Raw genomic sequence first — 21,371 nt, forward strand, 5'->3', positions numbered from 1 at the left:
GACGGGAAGAAGCGGGTCATCGCCGCTTTTTGATTGCAGTTTCGCCGCTGGTCACGTAAGGTGGAACCAACAGGCAATGCTGGCGATGGATACGGAGGGCGTCGACGCTTATGGCCACGACGAAACACGAGACCCAACGCAAGGGGAGCTATGCGCGCCTCACGGTAATTATCGTCGCCATCTTCGTGCTCATGGGCATCGGCATCGGGGGCATCTCCCAGAGAACCTACGACGACATGTCCCAGGCGGCCATCCAGAACCTCAATGAGAACCTCGGCCTTATGCGCAGCACCGTCGAGGCGGTCATGGAAAGCGAGGCCGAGTTCCAGAAGTCCACGGCGGCCGAGCTCGCGGAGGCCGATAATCCCGAGGCGGCCGTGACCCGCCTGCCGGTCAGCGAGATGACCTCGCTTCTCGCCGTCGTCCCCGCGGGAAAGAGCGAGGGCGTCACGAATCAGGGCGCGCCGTTCAGCACTGAGGAGCTCAATTTCGCCGGGGGCGGCACCGTTGCCGGCCTTGCGGTGTCCCAGGCCTACGTGAACGACGCGGGCATCTGGGCCTACGTCATCAAGTGCCCCATCGAGCGCGACGGCGAGGAAGTGGCCGCGCTCTATGCGGAGTACCCCTTCGACGTCATCGACCGCTACCTGCCCGCGGGCTTCTACGACAAGCAGGCCGTGCTCTACGTCATGGACACTGCGACCGAGCGCTTCGTGCTGAAGCCCGAGGGCATGGAGGATTTGAACGCGGGGCACATGAACCTCGAGGATTTCTACCACGCCAACAACATCGACGATGAGGCCACGCTCGCCATGGTAGATGCGGGCATCGCCTCCCGTGAGAACGTCATGTTCATCCACGAGGTGAAGGGCAAAGAGTCGCTGTGCTACCTGTGGGCCCTCAACGGCGGCTCCGCCTATCTGGTGGGCTATGTTCCCATGACCGCCATCCAGCGCGAGGCCGGGGCCGTGAACGCCGCCCTCGTTTTAGTGGCGGCCATCACGATTGCGGCCTTCTGCCTGTGCGTGGTGCTCTACGCCTTCAACCGTCGCCGCCAGGCAGTGGCCCAGCGCGCCCAGGAGGCCGAGCGCGCCCTTCATGCCGAGCAGCTCGCCCAGGCGCTGCAGGCGGCCCAGGTGGCCAACGAGTCGAAGTCGGCGTTCCTTGCCAACATGTCCCACGATATCCGCACGCCCATGAACGCGGTGCTCGGGTTCACCACCATCATCGCCAAGGAGGCCGACAACCCCGCCAAGGTGCGCGACTGCGCGGCGAAGATCATGGCCTCGGGGCGCCATCTGCTCGATCTGATCAACGACGTGCTCGATATCTCCAAGATCGAGTCGGGCAAGGCCACGCTGAATCTTGCGGAATTCGATTTGGGCGATTCTCTGGCGGCCGCCGAGTCCATCATCGCCCCCATGGCCCGGGACAAGGGGCAAACCTTCCGCACGGAAATCTCCGCCGTGCGCCACGAGCGGCTCATCGGCGACGAGACGCACCTCAACCAGATTCTCATCAACCTGCTGTCCAACGCCGTGAAGTACACCCCCGAGGGCGGCGACATTTGGCTGCGCTTCATCGGGCTGCCGCAGCACTCGGGCCCGTTCGAGCGTTTGCGCATCGAGGTGGAGGACACGGGCTTCGGCATGACGCCCGAGTTCCTCGAGACCATCTTCGACTCGTTCACCCGCGCCGAGAATTCCACGACCAATAAGGTGCAGGGAACTGGTCTGGGCATGTCCATCACGAAAAGCCTCGTTGAGCTGATGGGCGGCACCATCGAGGTGGAAAGCGAAGTGGGGAAAGGCTCGCTGTTCCGGGTCGATCTGGAGCTGCGCATTCCCGAAGAGCAGGCGGCGACCTACTTCTGGCAGCGGGCCGGCATTGAGCGCATGCTCGTGGTGGACGCCCATCCTGCCGCCCGCGCCACCATCGAGGGCTTTATGGAGGGCACGGGCGTTGCCGTTGCGGCAGCGGCCACGGTGGACGAAGCCCGGGAGCGCCTTGCCGCGGCCGGTCCTGCCGGCGCGCCCGATCTGGTGCTGTACGGCTGCAAGAAGCTCGACGGCGCCACCGTTGCCGCCGGCGAGTCGCTGCGAGGGGGCAATCCCGAGGTACCGCTGCTGTTCATGCTCGACCACGCCTTCGATTTGGAGGATGGCCTGAATCTTCCGGCTGGCGCAGGCACGCTCACCAAGCCGTTCTTCCCGTCCATGGTCAAGCAGCGCATCGAAGATTTGCGCGGCAGCGACGAGGAGGCGGCCGACGCGCTGGAGCAGGTGCTCGTCGGCAAGCACTTCCTCGCCGCCGAGGACAACTTCTTGAACGCCGGCATCCTCACCGACCTTCTGGAGATGGAGGGGGCCACGGTGGAGATCGTGGAGAACGGGCAGCTGGCCGTGGAGCGCTTCGAGCGCTGTGCGCCCGGCGAGTTCGACGCCATCCTCATGGACGTGCAGATGCCGGTCATGAACGGCCATGACGCCACGCGGGCCATTCGCGCCCTCGCCCGCGCCGACGCGGCCACCATCCCCATTTTCGCCATGACCGCCGACGCTTTCGTGGAGGACGAGAAGGCGGCTCTTGCCGCGGGCATGAACGCCCATGTGGCGAAGCCCTTGGAGATTGGCGACCTGCGGTGCGCCGTCGACCGCTTCGTCGAGAAAGGACAATCATGAGACTCTACACCCGCAGGTCCGCCTGCACGACCCTGGCCGCCCTGGCCTTTGCCGTCCCCGCGACCCTGTCCGCCTGCGGAGGGTCCCGGGAGCCGGTGAACCTCGCCGAGCAGAACAGCCAGGAAGCGCCGAGCATCGATTTTTTCAGTCCCATGGAGAAGATCGACCCCGATGCTTTGAACACCGCCCGCGAGGCCGGCGGCATGACCATCGACATGGCCGAGGAGCAGACGGGCATCTCGGTGGTCTACAACACCTATACCGCCGAGAACTACCAGGACAAGACCTACGATGACGTCTGCCTCGAGCGCGCTCGCGCCAGTCAGGACGACTTGTACCTGCTGAACCCGGACGTGACGGTGGCCTTGGGCCGCGAGGGACTTCTAGCCGACCTGTCCGGTTTGCCCGCGGCGGCGAATCTGCGCGAGGTGGTGCGCGCCGCGAACACCATCGATGGCCGGCTCGTCGCCATTCCCCAGGAGGTAGTGGCCTACGGACTGTTCCTGAATATGGACATCTTCAAGGAATGCCAGCTTGCGGTGCCGAACACCCCCGAGGAGTTCATCGCCTGCTGCAAGGCCCTGCGCGAGGCCGGCTACGAGGCGCCGGTGGGAGCGAACCGCTGGTGGCTCGAGACCTTCGTGTTCGCCCAGGCCTACGCCGAGATGTACAACGGGGGAGACGTGGAGGCCGAGGTGGCCGCCTTGAACGCCGGCCAGACCCGCTACAGCGACTACCTGCGCCCCGGCTTCGAGTTTCTCAAGGAGCTCATCGACGAGGGCTATGTGGATGCCGAGGGCGCCTCTACGAGCGAGGCGTTCGAGGGGCCGGGCGAGGGCCAGGCCTTCCTGGACGGCGAGTGCCCCATCGTCATGGCCTACTGGGGCGCCGCCAACACCGAGACCGCCTACGGCAAGCCGCCCTTTGCCATGGAGGTCGTCGGCTTCCCGTCCGACTTGGGCCAGATGCCGGTGCTCTCCGTGACGGGCTACGGTGTCCTCGAGCAGGCGCGTCACCGCGACGAGGCCCTGGAGGTGCTGAACGTCATCGTCTCCGATGAGGCGCTCGAGCTTTATTCCGAGATAAACCGCGTTATCTCGCCCTCGGAGAACGTCAAGGTGGAGTGCATCGACGCCCTCAAGCCGCTTAACGCGCTGGTGGAAGAGGGCAAGTTCGTGCTTGCCTCGAACGCAGGGATGGACGTGGAGCAGTGGGGCAACGTGTGCCTTATCGTGCGCGATTTGCTCGGCGGCGCCAGCGTGGAGGCATGCATGGAGGCGCTGGACAAGCTTCAGGAGGACGCGCTCTCGGCACAATAGCGGCTTGCGCAGCCCCGCGTCGCACGCGGGACGCCGTCGCGGGTTGAGGGGGCGCTCAGGCGCCCCCTTTCTGTTCCAGAGCGAGCAGGGCCCGGGCGATGTCGCCCGCTCGTCCGGTGCCGAGGGGGGCTCCGGTGGCGGTGACGATGCGATGGGTGGGCACGAGCAGAGGCGCGGGGCAGCGGCGCACGGCGGCCCCCACGGCGCGAAACGACGCGGGAGATCCCAGGGTCTCGGCTACGGCCCGGGCGGTGGCGGTGTGCCCATAGGGGATGTTCGCCACGGCCCTCCATACGCTTATCTGAAACGCGCTGCCGTCGGGCTTGAGCGGCACGGTGAAAACGGTGCGACGCCCGGCCAAATACTCCATGATCTGATTGGCGGCATCGGTGGTGACGGCGGCGGGCTGGCGGCGGCCCGCAAGGGGCGCCTCTCCCAAAACGACGGCGGTGACCGCGTCGCCGTCTGCGGCCACCGTGATGGGGCCGAATTTCGTCGGATAAGTGTAGAACGTGCGGGCATCGGTGGGCATGCGGGGCCTCGCTCTCGGTCTCACGTGCAGGTTTGCCGCTGATGACCATTATAGGGGGTTGCGGGCGCGCTGGCGCGGTAGAATAGGGGCAAAAGGAAACTCGCGAGATGAGGAAGCACCATGTACCAACCGGTTAAGATCGCCCCCTCCATCCTGTCCGCCGATTTCATGCACCTCTCCGACAGCATCGCGCTGATTGAGGAAGGCGGCGCGAACTTCGTGCACATCGATGTCATGGACGGCCATTTCGTGCCGAACCTCACTATGGGCGTGCCGCTCTTGAAGCAGCTGGCGCCTGCGACGGACATGGTGTGCGACGTGCATCTCATGATCGACAACCCGCTTATCGAGCTGCCCTGGTTCATCGATGCCGGCGCCGACCTTTTGAACGTGCACGCCGAAGCGCTCACCGACGAGGAGCTTGTGCGCGCCGTGGCCATGATCCACGAGGCGGGCTGCCTTGCGGCCGTGGCCTTGAAGCCGAAGACGCCGGCAAGCGCCTTGGCACCGGTCATCGCCGATTTGGATATGGCGCTCGTCATGTCCGTGGAGCCGGGATTTTCCGGCCAGAGCTACATCGTCGGATCGGACTTGAAGGTGGCCGAGGTGGCGGCCCGCGCCCGTGCGGCGGGAAACGATGAGATGCTCATCCAGGTAGACGGCGGCATCGGCGTGGCCACCGCCCCGCTCGTGGCCGCTGCCGGGGCCGATGTGCTCGTGTGCGGCAACGCGGTGTTCAAGGCAGAGGACCCGGCCTCGGCCATCACGGCCGTGCGCGGCGCGGCCGACGAGGCGCGTCTGGCCGCTCTGGCCGCCGGCGAGCGGGCGTAAGGCTAAAGGTTCGCGGCCGGCGCCGCGATTGGTTTCGAAACGGCGCGGCGCGAGATTGCCGCGCGAGCTTCAAGAAGGAATGCGATGACTAGTTCTTCCGATAATCTGAAGGCGATCGAGCGCGAGCTTGCCGCCGATGTCGCCATGGCCGAAGGCGCGCCCAATGCCGAAGAGGCGCGCCTGCCGAAACCCGTGCCGGCGTTTATCTACCTCGACTACGCCGCCACGGCCCCGCTGTGCGAGGAGGCGGCTCTAGCCATGGAGCCCTTCCAGGTGCCTGGGCCCGAGAGCCTCGCCTGCAACGCCAACGCCAACGCGCTGTACGGGCTGGGGCGGGCCGCCTTCGACTTCATGGAGGGCGCTCGCCGTCGGGTGGCCCGGGCCCTCGGCGCCCGTCGCCCCGACGAGATCATCTTCACGTCCGGCGCCACCGAGGCCGACGATGCGGCCCTCATCGGCCTTGTGCACGGCGCCGCCCAGGCCCGCCGCCTGGCAGGGCAGGGGAGCCGGCCTTTGCACGTGGTCACCTCCGCCATCGAGCACGATGCAGTGCTCGCCCCCTGCAAGCGCCTCGAGGCCGAGGGCGTGCGCGTCACCTACCTGCGCCCCAATCGCCAGGGCTTCATCGAAGTGGATGCCTTGAAAGCGGCGCTTACCGAGGACACGGTGCTCGTCTCCGTGCAGATGGCCAACTCCGAGGTGGGATCCATCCAGCCCATTCGCGAGCTGGTCGCCGCAGCCCACGGTGTTGGCGCCCTGTTCCACACCGACGCCGTGCAGGCTTTGGGAAAGATGCCCGTAAACCTGGCAGATCTTGATGTGGACGCCGCCTCGTTCTCGGCCCACAAGGTCGGCGGCCCCAAGGGCGTGGGCGCCCTGTACCTGCGCGCCCGCACGACCTTCGAGCCCTATCTGCTCGGCGGCGGCCAGGAGTCGGGGCGCCGCAGCGGCACCCAGAACGTCGCCGGCATCATGGGCTTCGCCGCCGCCTGCGAGGCCGCCGTGGCCGCCGAGCCCGACGAGTCCGCCCGCCTGCGCGCCCTGCGCGATGGGCTCTATGCGGCCCTGGCCGCGGCCGACGGCGTGAGCGCTACGGTTGCGGTGGAGCCCGGCAGCGAGGACTTCCTCCCCAACATCGTCCACGTCCTGGCCGATGAGTGGGAAAGCGAGACCATGGTTTTGCGCTTCGACAAGCTGGGCGTCTGCGTCGCCGGCGGCAGCGCCTGCTCGAGCCACTCCCTGGAGCCGAGCCATGTGCTAAGGGCCATGGGCATCTCGGGGGATGAAGCCTATAACGCCCTGCGCGTCTCCATGGGCCGCTACACGACCGAGGCCGACATCGAGGCCTTCAAAGAGGCCCTTAACAACGTACTGAATTGGTAGGAAGCTATGGAGCTTGTCAACACCCACTGCCACTGCGTCTATTCCGGCCACGGCATCGGTACGATCGCCGAGTATGCCGACGCCGCTGCGGCCGCCGGCCTTTCCACCCTCGCCTTCACCGAGCACTTCCCGCTCTCGCCGGTCTTCGACCCGGACGAGTACCTTTCCATGACGCCGGCGAATGTGGACGCCTATCTGGCCGAGATCGAGGCGGCGCGCGCCAGGCACCCACAGATCGAGTTCGTCACGGGAACGGAGATGGATTATCTCGGCTCTTTGGAAGACCGCGCCATCACCGACGAGGCGTTGGCTCCCTTCCGCTTCCGGCTGCTCTCGGTGCACTTCATCGACGGCTGGGCCTTCGACGACCCGGCCCAGCGCGACCGGTGGGAGGAGCCCGGCGCTCCTGACGCCATCTGGCGGCGCTACGGCGAGCTGTGGTGCGAGGCGGCCTCGAATGCGCACGCGCCCTACGACGCCATGAGCCACCCCGACCTCGCGAAGAAGTTCGGCTACTACCCGAGTTTCAAGGTGCAGAGGCTCTACGACGAGATGGCCGAGGCGGCGCGCGCCGGCGGCCGCATGGTGGAGGTGAACACGTCGGGGGGCTACTACGCCTGCGCCGAGATGTTCCCGGCCCCGGCCCTGCTTTCCGCGTTCTGCCGCGCCGGCGTCCCCTGCACGGTGGGCTGCGATTCCCACGACCCGGCCAACGTCGCCCGCGATATCGAGCGCGCCTACCGGCTCATGTACGAGGCGGGCTACAGAAGCGTTACCGTACCGACAGCCTCGGGCGACCGTCGAAGCATTACCATCGAGTAGGGCGCGCCCGCGCCGGACGCGCCGATTCGTTCGAAGAAAGAAGCTGATCTCATGGGACTTTTCAACAAGGGCGACAAGGCCAAGACGGAGGCCCTTTCCAAGCGGGGCGAGTCGCATCTCGCGCCGCGTGCGTTCAATATGACCATCGGCGCTTTGGAAAAGGCGCTGTTCAAGGAATTTCCGGCTGAAGATGCCGAAGCCTGGGACCGCACCGGCATAACGGTGGGGGAGCGCTCGCTGCCGGTGAAGCGGGTGGCTGTGGCGCTGGATGCCACGCCGGAAGCCGTGGCCCGTGCCGCTGAGGCCGGCGCCAACGTGCTGCTCACGCACCATCCCGCCTTCCTCGATGCCCCCGACGCCTTCGCCCCCGAGGCGAGCGCCCTCCAAAGCTCCGGGGCCGTCGTGTGGGCGGCCGTCCGCCACCAGGTGGCGCTCATGGATTTCCACACGGCCCTCGATGTGAGCCCGGCGGCGGCTCGCGTGCTTCCCGGCATGCTCGGCCTCAAGTTCGCCTTGCGCTTCGCCGAGCCGCTCGCGGGATCGCGTCGCAAGGGCTATGGCCAAATTTGCGACGTGCCCGACAACGACGGCGAGCCCGAGACCCTCGCGCGTCTGGCCGCCCGCTGCCTGGCCGTGTTCGGTCGCGCGCCGCGCGTGTGGGGCGCCCCCGATGCGCCTGTGCGCCGCGTGGTGTGCGCCACCGGCTCCGCGTCGAGCCTCGCCCCGGCGCTCGTGGCCGCCGGCGCCGACGCCGTAATTTGCGGCGAGATGAAGTACCACATCGCCCTCGAGCTTGCTGCGGCCGGCGTCGCCGTCATCGAGCTGGGCCATGACGTGAGCGAGCTGCCGCTGACCGCCGTTCTCGCCGAGGCCCTTGCCCGCGTCGGCGTTCCCGCCGAGGCTGTCACGCTGATCGACCAGTCCGACAACTGGTGGACGCCGGAGGCCGTCCGCGTCTAGCCCCGTAGTTTTTTCCCAATGTCCCCCACATGGTCTGCGTTTTCGCCTATTATTGTCAGGGAGAAAACAGAGATCGAAAGTGAGGTTTCATGGAAGCTACGCGCGAAGACATCGAAGGCCTGTTCGAGCTGCAGCGCATCGATCTCGAGGTCAAGCGTCTGACCAAGGAGCTCGATGAGCTGCCCCAGCGCGGCATCATCGTGGCCGCCCGCGAGAAGAAGGCTGCCATCGAGGCCAAGGCCGAGAAGGTCGCCGAGCTCAAGCGCGCCACCTCCAAGAAAATCACCCGCATCGATGACGAGGACGCCTCGCTTGCCAAGAAGGAGGCCGGCGTCCAGGCCGCCATCGATGCCGCTCACGGCGACTTCCGCAACGTGGAGGCCCGCACCAAGGAGCTCGCCGGCATCGTGCGCCGCCGCGCCACCATTGCCGAGGACCGCGCCGCCGTGGCCGCCGAGCTGGACAAGATCGGTGCCATGGAGGCCCAGATCGGGCTCGCTCTGGAGGAAGTCGAGGCCAAAGAGCAGCAGGCCATCGACTCGTTCCAGAAGCAAGGGGGCGACTTGAAGCTCGCCATCGCGAAGCTGGAGGCGGGCCGCGGCCAGGTAGAGGCGAAGGTGAGCCCCGAGCTTGCGAAGATTTACGGCCGCACGGCCGCTCGCTCCGGCGTGGCCATCGCCGTGCTCGACGGCAACCGTTGCGGTGCGTGCCGCACGGCCATCGACGGCGGCCGCCTCATCGACCTGCGCAGCCAGGCGCCGCTGGGAATGTGCCCCTCGTGCAAGCGTTTGCTGGTGATCGCATAATTTTTGTTGCCCCGCCGGCGCGCGCTGTGCTATAGTTGGCGAGCTGTGTCCAAAACGAAACAACAAGCACTACGGAGTTGATATCAATGTCGAAGGTTTGCGAAGTTTGCGGTAAGCACCCGGTTGCCGGTCGTAGCATCAGCCACTCCCACCGCGTGTCCAACCGCGTGTTCCGTCCCAACATCCAGAAGATCACCATCCGCGACGCGAAGGGCCATGTCCGTCGCGCCAACGTGTGCACCTCCTGCATGAAGGCCGGCAAGGTCGAGCGCGCTTAGTGTTTCGCTCGTCCTGACGGACAAGCGAATCTGCCGACGCTGCGAAGCCCTCTCGTCGCCCAGCTGCTCGTTCCAAAGTTTTTTCACGTACCGAAGTACGCTACAAAAACTTTTCACGGCATCTGAACGACGAGAGGGCTTCTCGCTGACTTTACCAACCAGGTAATTTGAAAGCCCGCAAAGCGGGCTTTTTCGCATTAGGCTTCTAAACAAGATGTCGCGGATGGCGACGGGGCGTGCCCGCGCGCAGGTTGCGCAGCGAACGGAACAGTCCACTGGACTGTTCCGCCGAGCGAGCCATTGCTTGAGCACGGGTCGTCCCGCCGCACTCCGCCATCCGCCCCAGGCGTTTATGGAATATGCCAGACTGTCAACTCGGGGTAAGGGCTCCGCGTGCGCGCTTGCGCTATACTTCTCTCGATTGTGTTTGCAAAGCTCAGCGGAAAGGAATCTCCCATGAGTTCAACGATACCCGGCAACCTTCACGTTGCCAACGACGTGCTAGCCGACTTGGTCGGCAACGCCGCCATGGAATGCTACGGCGTGGTCGGGGTGTGCGCCCCTAACGCCGCTGACGGCATCGCCAAGATTCTGCCCGCCTCCCGCCTGCGCCGCGGCGTGGTGGTCAACTCCCTGGAGGAGGGCGTGCACGTCGACCTCTACATCGTCGTGGAGTACGGCACCAATATCGCCACGGTCTCCCGCAACCTCATCGACCAGGTCAGCTTCGCGTTGAAAGAGTACGCTCGCGTGCCCCTGGCCGGTGTGGATGTGCACGTCATGGATGTCAAGGTGCGCCGCTAAGGCCCATCGAGCGATAGGCGCAGGCCGCAGTATGCGGCTGCATCGCCCCTGAAGGAGAATTTATCCCATATGTCTACTACGACCTTTTCTTCCAGCAACATCCTGAACGCCGTGGCCGCCGCCGCCAAGGTCCTCGACGAGCGCAAAGAGGAAGTGAACCGCCTGAACGTGTTCCCCGTGCCGGATGGCGACACAGGTACGAACATGTCGCTGACCATCCAGTCGGTGGTGAGCAATGTGGCGAATCTTCCTATCGGCGCCTCGGGGGCCGAGATTCGCAAGGCCGTTACCACCGGCGCGCTCATGGGCGCCCGCGGCAACTCCGGCGTGATCACCTCCCAGATCCTGCGAGGGCTCTGCGAGGGCAGCCATCATTTCGAGGAGTTCGACACCGAATCGGTGGCCACCGCCTTCGACCGCGCCCGCGAAGTGGCCTTCCAGGCGGTGCGCAAGCCCGTGGAGGGCACGATCCTCACAGTGCTGCGCGATGCGGCTGCCGCTGCCAAGACCGCGGCGGACGAGGGGCTCGACACGCCGGCGGCCCTGGATGCCATCGTGGCCGAGGCCTACGCTTCGGTGCAGCGCACTCCCGATCTTCTGCCGGTGCTCAAGGAGCACGGCGTGGTGGACGCCGGCGGTTTCGGCCTGGCGATTCTGTTCGACGCCTTCACGGCGGCCTTGCTGGGACGTTCCGGCACCATGGTCGACGAGATGTCGTTTGTGCGCGGCAGCCATCCGAAGGTGGAAATCGAGCAGGTGAACGACTGGGAGGGCTCTCAGTACCGCTACTGCAACGAGTTTCTGGTCGATTCCGACACCCTCGACAAGGACGCGGCGCTGGAGTTCCTCTCCACCATGGGCGACTGCGAGCTGTGCGTGGGCGAGGTGCCGAAGTTCAAGGTGCACGTGCACTCCGACCATCCCGACCAGGTGCTGAAGTACTTCCTCGACCAGGGTCAGGTCTCCGAGGTGTTCATCCATAACATGCAGATCCAGTCCGCCGAGCGCAACGAGAAGCTCGCCGCCGAGGAGGAGGCCGAGCGCAAGCCTCTGGGCTTCGTGGCCGTCGCGGCCGGCTCCGGCCAGGCCGATATCTTGAAGAGCCTGGGCGTGGACGTGGTCGTTTCCGGCGGCCAGACCATGAATCCCTCTACGAAGGATTTGCTCGATGCCGCCGCCTCGGTGAGAGCTGACGCGGTCATCATCCTGCCGAACAACTCCAACATCGTCATGGCCGCCAACTCCGCCGCCGAGCTTTCCGAGTCGCCGTGCGCCGTGGTGCCCACCAAGTCGGTGCCCCAGGCCTTCTCGGCTCTGTTCGCGGTGGATGTGAACGCGTCTCTGGAAACGAACGTCGAGGAGATGACCGAGGCCGCCGCTGCCGTGAAGACCGGCGAGGTCACCTGGGCCACGCGCGATTCCAAAGACGCCGAGGGCAATCCCATCGCCGAGGGCGACGTCATCGGCATCGCCGACGGCTCCATCGAGGCGGTGGACGACTCCATCGACGGCGCGGTGCTGACGCTGCTCGGCAAGATGGACGCCGAGGACGCCGACACCTGCACTATTCTGGCCGGCGAGGGCTACTCCGACGAGGACCTCGAGGCGCTTGTGGCCGAGATCGAGGCTGTCTACGACGAGCTGGAAGTTGACGCCCAACGCGGTGAGCAGCCCCTTTATCCCATCGTATTCTCCGTGGAATAGTTTCCTTATTCCACGGAGCGATGCTGCGGCTCCGACAGGCACCTGATCTGACCCCTTGTTTCGCACACGGCGTTGGCCTTAGCCAACTTGGTGCGAAGGCGGGGCCATATCAGGCACCTGTCGGACCCTCGCTGACTTCCTTGGGCGCGTCCCTCTGACAAAACGATGTATTAATTTGAGGAAAGATAAGTGATCGATCGCGTAAAGGCAACGCTGGCGCTTGACGAGCCGGTCTCGCGGGTTAAGCTCGTGAGTCCGGCTCGTTCTCGTGCGCTGGAGAAGCTCGGCGTGCGCACGCTGCGCGATTTGGTGACTCATTTCCCGCGGTCCTACATTGACTTGTCGCGGGTGGAAACCTGCGCCGGCGCGCGCATCGGCGAGGCTTGCACCATTCGCGGCGCCGTACACGAGATCAAGCTGAAGAAGCCCAAGCGCAACCTGTCGCTCGTGGAGATCGCGCTGGTAGACGCCACGGGCGTTCTCATGGTCACGTGCTTTCGCCAGCCCTGGCTCATGGACCAGATTGCGGCCGGCGACTCCGTGGCCGTTTCGGGGAAGGTGACCTTCGATTACGGCTACAAGCGCATGACCAACCCGTTCATCGAGGTGCTTGGGGACGGGCAGGAGGCTACAGGATCGGTGGTGCCGGTGCACCCGGCCACCGAGAAGCTCTCGGCCGCCTGGGTGCGCCGCATCGTGGCCAACGGGCTGGCCGCCTCCGAGGGCTGCTTCGACCCGTTGCCCTTGGGGCTGCGCTTGCGCTATCGCCTCATGGGGCGCGACAGGGCTCTGCATGCCATCCATTTCCCGCACACCATGGCCGAGGCCGACGAGGCTCGCCGGCGCCTCGTCTACGAGGAGCTGCTGTATCTGGAGCTGTTCCTCATGCAGGAAGGGGCCGCTCGCGCGGCGGGCCACAATCCCCACGCTCATGTGACTGACGGGCCGCGCCTGGCCGCTTTCGCCGCGGGGCTTCCCTTCGAGCTTACCGGCGAGCAGCAGCAGGCGCGGGATGAGATTCTCGCCGCCATGGCCGCGCCTTCGGTGGCCAATCACATGCTTTTGGGAGATGTGGGCACGGGCAAGACCGTTGTGGCGGGCCATGCCCTGGCGGCAGCGGCCGATACGGGAGGCCAGGCGATGCTTCTGGCCCCCACCGAGGTGCTCGCCCGCCAGCACATGGCGGGACTGGGGGAGCGCTTGGGGGCAGTCGGGGTGCGCTGCGCTCTGCTCACCGGCGCCACGCCCGCCGCCGAGCGCACCGAGCTCGTCGAGGGGTTCGCCTCGGGTGCCATCGACGTGCTCATCGGCACCCATGCCCTGCTGTCCGACGACGTGGCCCCGAGAAACCTCACGCTCGCCGTCATCGACGAGCAGCAGCGCTTCGGCGTGGACCAGCGGGCCCGTCTGCTCGAGAAGGGCGAGGCGCCCGATGCGCTGTACCTGACGGCCACGCCCATTCCCCGCACGCTGGCGCTCGCGCTCTACGGCAATCTCACGCTGTCCTACATCAAGCACCGCCCCCACGACAGCGCCCGGCGCGCCACCAAGGTGCTCGCCCGCGAGCAGCAGGGCGTTGCCTTCGACGCCGCGCGAGAGGCGCTCTCGCGCGGGGAGCAGGTCTTTGTCGTCTGCCCGCTGGTGGGCAAGGACTCCGAGGCGCGCGATGCGAAGGCCGCGGGGAAAGCGCCGGACGCCGATGCGGCGGGGGAGGAGTACCATCCGGCCGTGGCCATCGAGGACGAGGCCGACTACGGCGCCGACGATGTGACGGCGGCCACCCGCGAGGCGGAGATGCTGCAGCGCACCACCTTCGCCGATTGGTCGGTGGGGCTGCTTCACGGCGGCATGGGCACCGAGGCCAAGCGCGAGGTCATGGAGGCCTTCCGCGCCGGCGACATCCAGGTGCTCGTGGCCACGACGGTCATCGAGGTGGGCGTGGATGTTCCCAACGCCACGGTCATGATCGTGCAGGATGCCGACCGCTTCGGCTTAGCCCAGCTGCACCAGCTGCGCGGGCGCGTGGGCCGTGGCGAGAAGACAGCCGAGGTGTTCCTCGTCTCTGCCTCCACCCGGGAGGAGTCTCTCGCGCGCCTGGCGGCCATGGAGAGCACCGATGACGGCTTCGAGCTGGCCGCCTTCGACTTGTCCCTGCGCCGGGAGGGCGATATCCTGGGGAATCGCCAGCACGGCGCAAGCGGGCTGAAGCTCGTGAATATCATGCGCGACGGCGCCGTCATCGAGGCCGCCCGCGCCGATGCCCAGGCGCTGCTGGAGACAGACCCGATGCTGGAAGAGCCCGATCACAAGGCCCTCGCCCGCGAAGTCCGCCTCATGTTCGCCCGTGAATCAGCCGTTGTAGGAGGTTAAGCATGCGCATCATTGCTGGAGAGTTTCGCGGACGGAAGCTCGATGCCCCTAAGGGCGACGGAACCCGCCCCACGATCGACCGCGTGCGCGAGTCGCTCATGAGCGCGCTCGTGTCCCTGCGCGGCGGCCTGGACGGCGCCGTGGTGCTGGATGCGTTCGCCGGATCGGGGGCTTTGGGCCTCGAGGCGCTTTCCCGCGGGGCTGATGTGGCCGTCTTCTGCGAGCGCGATCGGGACGCCGCCGCGGTCGTCGAGCGCAATATCGCCACGCTGCGCCTTGCGCGCGATAGGGCGCGCCTTATGCGCACAGATGTGCTCAAGCGCGGGGCTGTGGCCCCGGGGCGCCCCTTCGATCTCGTCTTCTTCGACCCGCCCTATGCCACCGACCCGGCCGAGGTCTTCGGACTCATTGCCCGGCTTTGCGATGCGGGCGCGCTCGCCGGCGACGTTATCGTGAGCTACGAGCACGACGCGGCCGACGACGATGCTGTGGCCGACCGCGCTGCCGCCGCGGGCTTCGGAATCGCCTCCCACCGCCGCTTCGGCGACACCTCCCTCGATCTTTTGGAGCGATTCTAGCCCCTTCCGATGATGCGGGGCAGGTTGGGATGCGCCGCGAACACGAAGGCTTTCCCCCGTTGTCGTTGAACGAAGTAGCCCTCTTCGACGAGCTTCATGTAATCGGCCCGCGCCGTCGCATAGGATACCTTGTGATTCATCTGATGGTAGCGGATGGTCATCTCGGCCTCGGGGTTTCGCAGGGCGAAGTTGATGAGCGAGTATTGGCGATGATTCAGGTGCGCGTCGCTTCTGAGCTGCGATACAAGCTCTGAAGCTTCCTGCTCGCTTTCCCTTACCTCCTTGTCGAGACTGCTCACGCATTCTTCGGTGAGTCTGACTGAGAGCATGGCATGGAAGGTGAGGTCGGCTACAGCGGGGGATCGATCCCCAGCTTGGCCTCGTCCCTCGCCTCCGTCGAAGAAATAATCCAATATGTCGGTATGGGTCTCAATCCATGCGACCATTTGGGCCGAGATGGGCGCCACGGACAGCACGGGAAGGTCGTTCTTGCGGGCGAAGAGACTGAAGGCAAGCTGGGTGAGGAGACTGCTCAGGGGAGACTCGAAGTACAGGTGCGACACCCACGTACGCACGAGGAGAGCCCTCATGATCGGGTGCTCATAAGGATCGACGTCTACTCCGTTGGCATAGCGCCACAGTCCTTCGGCGTCGACCTCGATGGATCTGCTGATGCTCTCACGGCGATGCGGTTCGGCAAGACGCGAGAAATCGCGCGGCTGGGAGCGCAGATCGCCCATGGATACGCCACTGGCTATAGCATCCAGAAAATGCTCCATGAGGTCGCTTGAGAAGGGCTGGTTCCGATAGGCGTCCAGACTGTTCATGAGGGCGGTCATGTTGCTGAGAAGCCTCTCCTCGGCCGTGTAGGGCTTCAGGCCCATTTTTACTACGGCGCCCGCTCGCTCCTCGCTCAAGATGATGCCGTCCTGACGGGCCGCTCCAATCACTTCCTTTACCTGGCATTTGGTAACAAAGTGACTGCCTTTGCCGCTGGACAGCAGACGAGCGAGAGGGGAGTCGGGACGGCATACCCGTTCCAGATCATAGCATGCCTTCGTAAGGGCCATGGTGGCGCTGTACCATGCCTCGTGATCAGAGCGTCGCACGAAAGGGAGCCGGATGCCGCTCTCGTAGCGCAGAAGGCTCAGTTCCGCCCAGGTTCTGGTTGCGCTGAGGCGAGCGGGCATGCGCATATCCAGGAACTCATCCCAGGGGAGATATTCGCGCGAAGACCGCCGGACAAGTTCGCCGAACTGCTCGTCGCCAATAATTGATTCGAGGTCTCTCACGATCGCCTCCTTGGCCCTTTGCGAATACGAACAAACTGTTCTGCGCGTATCTATGACAACGAATTGGCAATAATATAAACGATTTTGCATGACACTCTCAGTAAGAACTAATAATATCCTACTTTTATAAGTGTCAAAAGCTGATAATAGGACAAAAAAGTATTAGAATTTCAGATATTGACATATAAATTATGACTTCTCACAATTTTATCTGTAGTTCTTAACTGCAGAAAGAGAAGGAGGAGTCATGACAAATCAGAATATTCTGCAAAGAGCGAAGGGTAGCGGTCTAAGCCGTCGCGGGTTTTTGGCTGCGGCTACCGCTAGCATGGGCTCGCTGGCCCTCGCCGGCTGCTCACCGGCCGCTCAGGAGAATACCCTTGCCGAGACAGGGGAGGCTCCTGAGATTCTGGAGGGAGGCGAGTGGGTGCCGCTGCCCTGCGCCCCCTCGTGTGGCGGTCGCTGCGTGACGCGCGGGTATCTTGTGGACGGCGTCATCGTGCGCCAGAAGACTGACGACTTTATCGAGGACACTGCTGAGAACCCGCAATATCGCTGCTGCCCCCGCGGTCGTGGTTCGCGCCAGCTGTACATGGGCGCCGATCGCTTGCGTTATCCCATGAAGCGCAAGCATTGGCAGCCGGGTGGCAAGGATTTCCATGGCGAGCTGCGCGGCATCGACGAGTGGGAGCGCATCAGCTGGGACGAGGCGCTCGACCTTATTGCGTCCGAGCTCAAGCGCATCAAGGAGAACTATGGCCCCGAGGCCTTTTTCTGCGGCATTTCCGGCGATGGACGCGGCGGCGGCATGGGCACCGGCGGCGGTGTGACGCGCCTGTTGAACGCCTTCGGTGGCTGCGTGTACGTGTGGGGGACCCAGTCTTACGGCGGAATGCCCATCGTGGGAAACACCATGCAGGGCGAACCGTGGTTCTTCGGTGCAACAGATACGCAGGATGAGTTCAGCATGGCCAAGGCCAAGCGCGTCATTTGCTTTGGCATGGGTAATGTGACCTGGAACAATTGGATGTACGTGAAGCATGCTGGTGTCGAGATTATTGTTGTCGACCCTATCTGCTCGCCGGCAGCGCAGGCTCTGGCCGATCGTTGGATTCCCGTACGCCCCGGTACCGACGGTGCCCTGCTGCTGGGCATGGCCTACCACATGATCGAGAATAACCTGCACGATCAGGAATTCCTCGACACGTACGTGTCCGGCTTCGATGCCGATCATATGCCCGAGGGTTCCGACCCCAAGGACAACTTCAAGGACTACGTGCTGGGCACTTATGACGGCCAGCCCAAGACCCCGGCGTGGGCTAGCGAGATCTGCGGCGTTCCTGAGGCGGATATCATGTGGCTTGCCGAGCAGGCCACGTCCGTAAGCCCCCTTGTCATGCGCTCTACGCTTGGACCGGCCCGTACCGACAATGGGCAAAACTATGCGCAAATCTTCCTTGCAGTGGGCTGGATGACGGGCAACGTGGGAATTCCCGGTGGAGAGGTAAGCATGTCTCATCCCGCCATGATGGGCTCCAAGGCCATGGCTCAGTCGGGCCAAAACGGTATCGTCGTTCCGAAGAACCCCATTTGTGAAGATCCGGCCGAATCGGCCGCGCTGCCCTTTGGCGGCTACGACCCCAGCAAATTCTATGGACTACCCTACGGCCATGCATGGGATGCCATCATCAACGGCAAGGTTATCGACTTTGTTCACGGTGAGCGTGATATCGATATCCGCTGCATTTGGAAGGTGGGCACCTTTGCTCCCCTCAACCAAATCTCCGGCGGCATGAAGGGCATCGAGGCGTTCCGTAAGGTGGAGTTCGTCGTCTCGTCCGATCTGCTCATGTCCTCCGACTGCCTCTACTCTGATATCGTGCTTCCCTGCGCATCGCTGTGGGAGGCCGAGGGTGGCAGCGCGGCCCAGGCTATTGGCGATGGTTTGCTCATCTATTACGGCAACAAGGTCATGGACCCCATCTACGAGGCGAAAGACGACCTGTGGGTTGAAGCTGAGCTTGCCAAGCGTCTGGGACTCGATCCCAAAGAAGTGGTGAACGTCGAGTGGAAACAGGCATGTTTCAATCGCGTGGCCGGCACCCAGGTCATGAAAGAGGATTATTCCGATTACGAGCCGCTCGTTTCCATTACCCAGGACGATATCGACGAGCTGGGCGTCGAAGGCCAGCCCCAGGATGGCAAGATTCCTTACAAGGAGTTCGTGAAGACCGGCTACTACCGTTGCGAGAGGAGCCAGAACGACCCCTTTGTGTTCACGCCTCGCTCCGGTTTCCGTGCCGACCCCGTGGGCAATCCGTTGGGAACGCCTTCGGGCAAGCTCGAGATCTACTGCCCTTCGCTCGTGGACTACATGAAGCTTTATGGCACCGAACCTCTTGTGGAGGCGACGCCCAAGTACCGTCCGGCGAAGGAGGGCTACGAGGACACCTTCGCCAATTGGGATGCGAAAGAGAAGGGCGAGTATCCCTTCCAGATGGTGTCCACGCACCACATGCGTTCGATGCATTCCTTCTACAACAACGTGAAGTGGATTTGCGAGGCTTTCGCCAACAACCTGTTCCTGAATGTGCTCGACGCCCAGAAGCTCGGCGTGTCCCAGGATGAGACAGTTCTCATCTCCAGCCAGCATGGCAAGATGCTCCGTCGCGTGAACGTGACACCGCGTATCATGCCCGGCGTTGTGCTGATGGGCGAGGGCAACCATTTCGATGTGGACGAGGAGGGCATCGATCGAGGCGGGAATGCCAACGCCCTCGCCGGCGGTCACCTCATCGCGGCTGGTCATCAGCCTTGGAACACGGTTATGGTGAAGATTGAGAAGTGGGACGGCGATCCGCTGCAGCCCGACTGCGTGAAGCCTGCTCGCATCTACGATTTCGAATAAGGGGGAGTAATGACTCAGTACGGTTTCTACTACAACATCGACGACTGCATCGGATGTCGCACGTGCGTCATCGCCTGCAAGGATAAAAACGACCTCCCCGTGGGCACGAAGTACCGCCGCCTTATCGAGTATGCCGGCGGAGATTGGCAGGAGCAGGACGGTGTGTGCTCGGTGAGCAATTTCTTCGCTTACCACATCGCGGCCACCTGCAACCACTGCGCCAATCCCGCCTGTGTGGACCAGTGTCCCACCGGCGCCATGACCAAAGATCCCGAAAACGGAATCGTCTATGTGCAGAAGGATGTCTGCATCGGATGCGGCACGTGTGCCGAGGCATGCCCTTACGATGTGCCCAAGGTTCGCGAGGAGACAAACATCTCCGGGAAATGCGATATGTGTCGCGACCTGGTTGCCCAGGGGGAGCAGCCGGCCTGTGTGGCCTCATGTCTCGCTCGATGCATCAAGTGGGGAGATATCAAGGAGCTGCGCGCGGAGTACGGTGACGTTGCCGCCATCCATCCCTTCCCGTCTCCCGAGGAAACGGCTCCGTCGGTGGTTTTCAGCTATCACCACATGAACCCTGAGGACCGCGAGGGCGAGATCGTCAGCCCCGAGGAAGAACTTTACTAGGACATTGTCGCGGTGGATTCCTCGGAATCCACCGCCGATTTTGAAGGGATGCGCTTATGGTTGCTTTGGGCAAAACCGAGACAATGGACGTGCTCGCGGCGCGAGCGCTCGCCTACCGGGCATTCCAGCGTATTTTCGCAAGCGAGCCGGATGGCGCGCTTTTGGAAGCGCTCGGTTCGGATGCGCTCCGCATGTCCTTGGAGCTGCTGGCGGGGAATGAGGCGGCCAACGCTTTTGGGCGTACTCTTTCCTCTGTCTCCGATCTGGGGGCCGTGGGGGATGAGTACACGCGGGTTTTTCTGGGGCCCGGCGACCTTGCCGCACCCCCTTGGGAGTCCACCTATCTCTCGAACGACAACCTTATTTTCCAGGCCAGTACCTTGGCGGTTCGTGAAGCGTATCTCAAGGCCGGTTTTCTGCCCGTCATGCATCCGCGGGTGGCCGACGATCATATAGCCTTAGAGCTTGACTTTATGTCGAGACTTGCCCAGAAAGCACAGGGGCTGTACGCCGACGATGATGAGGCCGGTTTTGAAGAAGAACTCAAACGCCAGAAATCCTTCCTCAACGAGCATCTGCTGAAATGGGTGCCGTTCTACGAGCGGCGCCTCTCCGAGAGCGGCATCGGATCGTTCTACGGCCGCATTCTCGAGGTGCTCACGGCCTTTTTGGCCGGAGACGCCCTCGCATTGCGAGATCTCCTCTCGGATGGCTTATAACAAGCTGCCATCTTCCTTTTGCGCCTGTCGCCGTTCCCTTCTCGGCGGCAGGCGCGTTTGATTGGGAGCGGGCGAAGCCGGAGAAAAAGAGAAGAACGTAGAGAAGGCGTGGCTTATCATGGGGGCAGCCAGGGGGTTGGTCGCGCTGTGGCGCAAGAGTCTCTCTTTCGAGGCGACTGCGTAGTTGCGGTTACGAGAAAGGAAGGGGATTCGACCTATCTGCTCAGTGTCCCAGCAGGCCCCTCCGCTTGAAGCTCGATGTGGCCGCTGAAGGCCAGCAGGCGCACGATGCTGTTGCCGCGGCGGCAATCGCTCGGTTCGGTCGCATCGATGTGCTTGCGAGCAATGCGGGCAACGGCCGAATCACCAAATTCGAAGAGACGGGCGAGGAGGGCATCCGTGAGCTTTTCGAGCTGAATTTCTTCGGTCTCATGCACGTGACGCGCGCGGTGCTTCCGTATATGAAGTTGCAGCAACCCGGGCATATCCGGCCAAGCTCGCGCGGCTCGTTTGCGATGCGGCATGCTCGGAGGCGCCGCCGCTTCATCTTCCCGTGGGTGCAGATGCCGTAGGGGCCGTGGAGAGGCAGAATCCCGCCATGCGGGCCGACCTGCACGACTGGCGCGATCGCTCCGTCGACACCTTACCCGGTAACCCGTCCCGTTTGAGGCGCGGGGGTGCGGGAGGTACCCGCACATCATGGAGCGTTTGTGCATGGGATAACCGTTGTATTACATAGCTTCTCCATCATGAT

17 protein-coding genes and 1 pseudogene are annotated in these 21,371 nt (G+C 64.0%); 16 read left to right on the forward strand and 2 right to left on the reverse strand.

Going from position 1 to position 21,371, the window contains the following annotated elements; translation table 11 throughout:
• Positions 1–110: 110 nt before the first annotated feature.
• Positions 111–2,681 (forward strand): hybrid sensor histidine kinase/response regulator, encoded by a 2,571-nt coding sequence (locus VJ923_RS04985; protein ID WP_326439175.1) that lies wholly within the window; start codon positions 111–113, stop codon positions 2,679–2,681.
• Positions 2,678–4,000, forward strand: coding sequence for an ABC transporter substrate-binding protein (locus tag VJ923_RS04990; protein ID WP_326439177.1), 1,323 nt, complete (start codon positions 2,678–2,680; stop codon positions 3,998–4,000). Before VJ923_RS04985 ends, VJ923_RS04990 begins: the two co-directional genes overlap by 4 nt.
• 55 nt (positions 4,001–4,055) lie before the next feature.
• Here VJ923_RS04990 and VJ923_RS04995 read toward each other — a convergent pair whose 3' ends face one another.
• Complete coding sequence (locus tag VJ923_RS04995; RefSeq protein ID WP_326439179.1) at positions 4,056–4,532, reverse strand: methylated-DNA--[protein]-cysteine S-methyltransferase; 477 nt, start codon at positions 4,530–4,532, stop codon at positions 4,056–4,058.
• A 120-nt stretch (positions 4,533–4,652) separates the two neighbouring features.
• Here VJ923_RS04995 and rpe point away from each other — a divergent pair, with 120 nt between their 5' ends.
• The 10 genes from rpe to rsmD all read left to right on the forward strand — a co-directional run bounded on the left by rpe (position 4,653) and on the right by rsmD (position 15,068).
• Positions 4,653–5,363: a ribulose-phosphate 3-epimerase gene (gene rpe / locus VJ923_RS05000; protein WP_326439181.1), complete on the forward strand. Its 711-nt coding sequence runs from the start codon at positions 4,653–4,655 to the stop codon at positions 5,361–5,363.
• Between the two features lie 144 nt (positions 5,364–5,507).
• Positions 5,508–6,746 carry a cysteine desulfurase family protein gene (locus VJ923_RS05005; RefSeq protein ID WP_326439648.1) on the forward strand — a complete coding sequence of 413 codons (1,239 nt, stop codon included), beginning with the start codon at positions 5,508–5,510 and terminating at the stop codon, positions 6,744–6,746.
• A 6-nt stretch (positions 6,747–6,752) separates the two neighbouring features.
• On the forward strand, positions 6,753–7,568 hold the full coding sequence (locus VJ923_RS05010; protein ID WP_326439183.1) for a histidinol-phosphatase HisJ family protein: 816 nt from the start codon (positions 6,753–6,755) through the stop codon (positions 7,566–7,568).
• Positions 7,569–7,619: 51 nt separating this feature from the next.
• The gene (locus tag VJ923_RS05015) at positions 7,620–8,528 is read left to right on the forward strand and encodes a Nif3-like dinuclear metal center hexameric protein (RefSeq protein ID WP_326439185.1); all 909 of its coding nucleotides are present in this window, start codon (positions 7,620–7,622) and stop codon (positions 8,526–8,528) included.
• Between the two features lie 89 nt (positions 8,529–8,617).
• Entirely contained in the window at positions 8,618–9,334 is a 717-nt protein-coding gene (locus tag VJ923_RS05020; protein WP_326439187.1) for a zinc ribbon domain-containing protein, read from the forward strand.
• 86 nt (positions 9,335–9,420) lie between these two features.
• Positions 9,421–9,612 (forward strand): 50S ribosomal protein L28, encoded by a 192-nt coding sequence (gene rpmB / locus VJ923_RS05025; RefSeq protein WP_157012836.1) that lies wholly within the window; start codon positions 9,421–9,423, stop codon positions 9,610–9,612.
• A gap of 456 nt (positions 9,613–10,068) precedes the next feature.
• A complete protein-coding gene (locus tag VJ923_RS05030; protein WP_326439192.1) occupies positions 10,069–10,416 on the forward strand; it encodes an Asp23/Gls24 family envelope stress response protein in 348 nt (115 codons plus the stop codon).
• Positions 10,417–10,485: 69 nt separating this feature from the next.
• A complete protein-coding gene (locus tag VJ923_RS05035; RefSeq protein ID WP_326439194.1) occupies positions 10,486–12,120 on the forward strand; it encodes a DAK2 domain-containing protein in 1,635 nt (544 codons plus the stop codon).
• A gap of 189 nt (positions 12,121–12,309) precedes the next feature.
• A complete protein-coding gene (locus VJ923_RS05040) occupies positions 12,310–14,490 on the forward strand; it encodes an ATP-dependent DNA helicase RecG (RefSeq protein ID WP_326439196.1) in 2,181 nt (726 codons plus the stop codon).
• Positions 14,491–14,492: 2 nt separating this feature from the next.
• The gene (gene rsmD, locus VJ923_RS05045) at positions 14,493–15,068 is read left to right on the forward strand and encodes a 16S rRNA (guanine(966)-N(2))-methyltransferase RsmD (protein WP_326439198.1); all 576 of its coding nucleotides are present in this window, start codon (positions 14,493–14,495) and stop codon (positions 15,066–15,068) included.
• Here rsmD and VJ923_RS05050 read toward each other — a convergent pair.
• Entirely contained in the window at positions 15,065–16,360 is a 1,296-nt protein-coding gene (locus tag VJ923_RS05050; RefSeq protein WP_326439200.1) for a Fic family protein, read from the reverse strand. The two genes, rsmD and VJ923_RS05050, sit on opposite strands and share 4 nt — an antisense overlap.
• 247 nt (positions 16,361–16,607) lie before the next feature.
• Between VJ923_RS05050 and VJ923_RS05055 the strand changes: the two genes are divergently transcribed.
• The 4 genes and pseudogenes from VJ923_RS05055 to VJ923_RS05070 form a co-directional block, all read left to right on the forward strand.
• Positions 16,608–19,268: a molybdopterin-dependent oxidoreductase gene (locus VJ923_RS05055; RefSeq protein ID WP_326439202.1), complete on the forward strand. Its 2,661-nt coding sequence runs from the start codon at positions 16,608–16,610 to the stop codon at positions 19,266–19,268.
• Between the two features lie 9 nt (positions 19,269–19,277).
• Positions 19,278–19,898, forward strand: a complete 621-nt coding sequence (locus VJ923_RS05060; protein WP_326439204.1) for a DMSO/selenate family reductase complex B subunit — start codon at positions 19,278–19,280, stop codon at positions 19,896–19,898.
• A 56-nt stretch (positions 19,899–19,954) separates the two neighbouring features.
• On the forward strand, positions 19,955–20,617 hold the full coding sequence (locus VJ923_RS05065; protein ID WP_326439206.1) for a TorD/DmsD family molecular chaperone: 663 nt from the start codon (positions 19,955–19,957) through the stop codon (positions 20,615–20,617).
• Between the two features lie 152 nt (positions 20,618–20,769).
• Positions 20,770–21,189, forward strand: a pseudogene (locus VJ923_RS05070) (SDR family NAD(P)-dependent oxidoreductase); the annotation flags it as partial.
• Positions 21,190–21,371 lie beyond the last annotated feature (182 nt).

The organism is Adlercreutzia shanghongiae (assembly GCF_035830635.1).
Classification (GTDB): Bacteria; Actinomycetota; Coriobacteriia; order Coriobacteriales; family Eggerthellaceae; genus Adlercreutzia; species Adlercreutzia shanghongiae.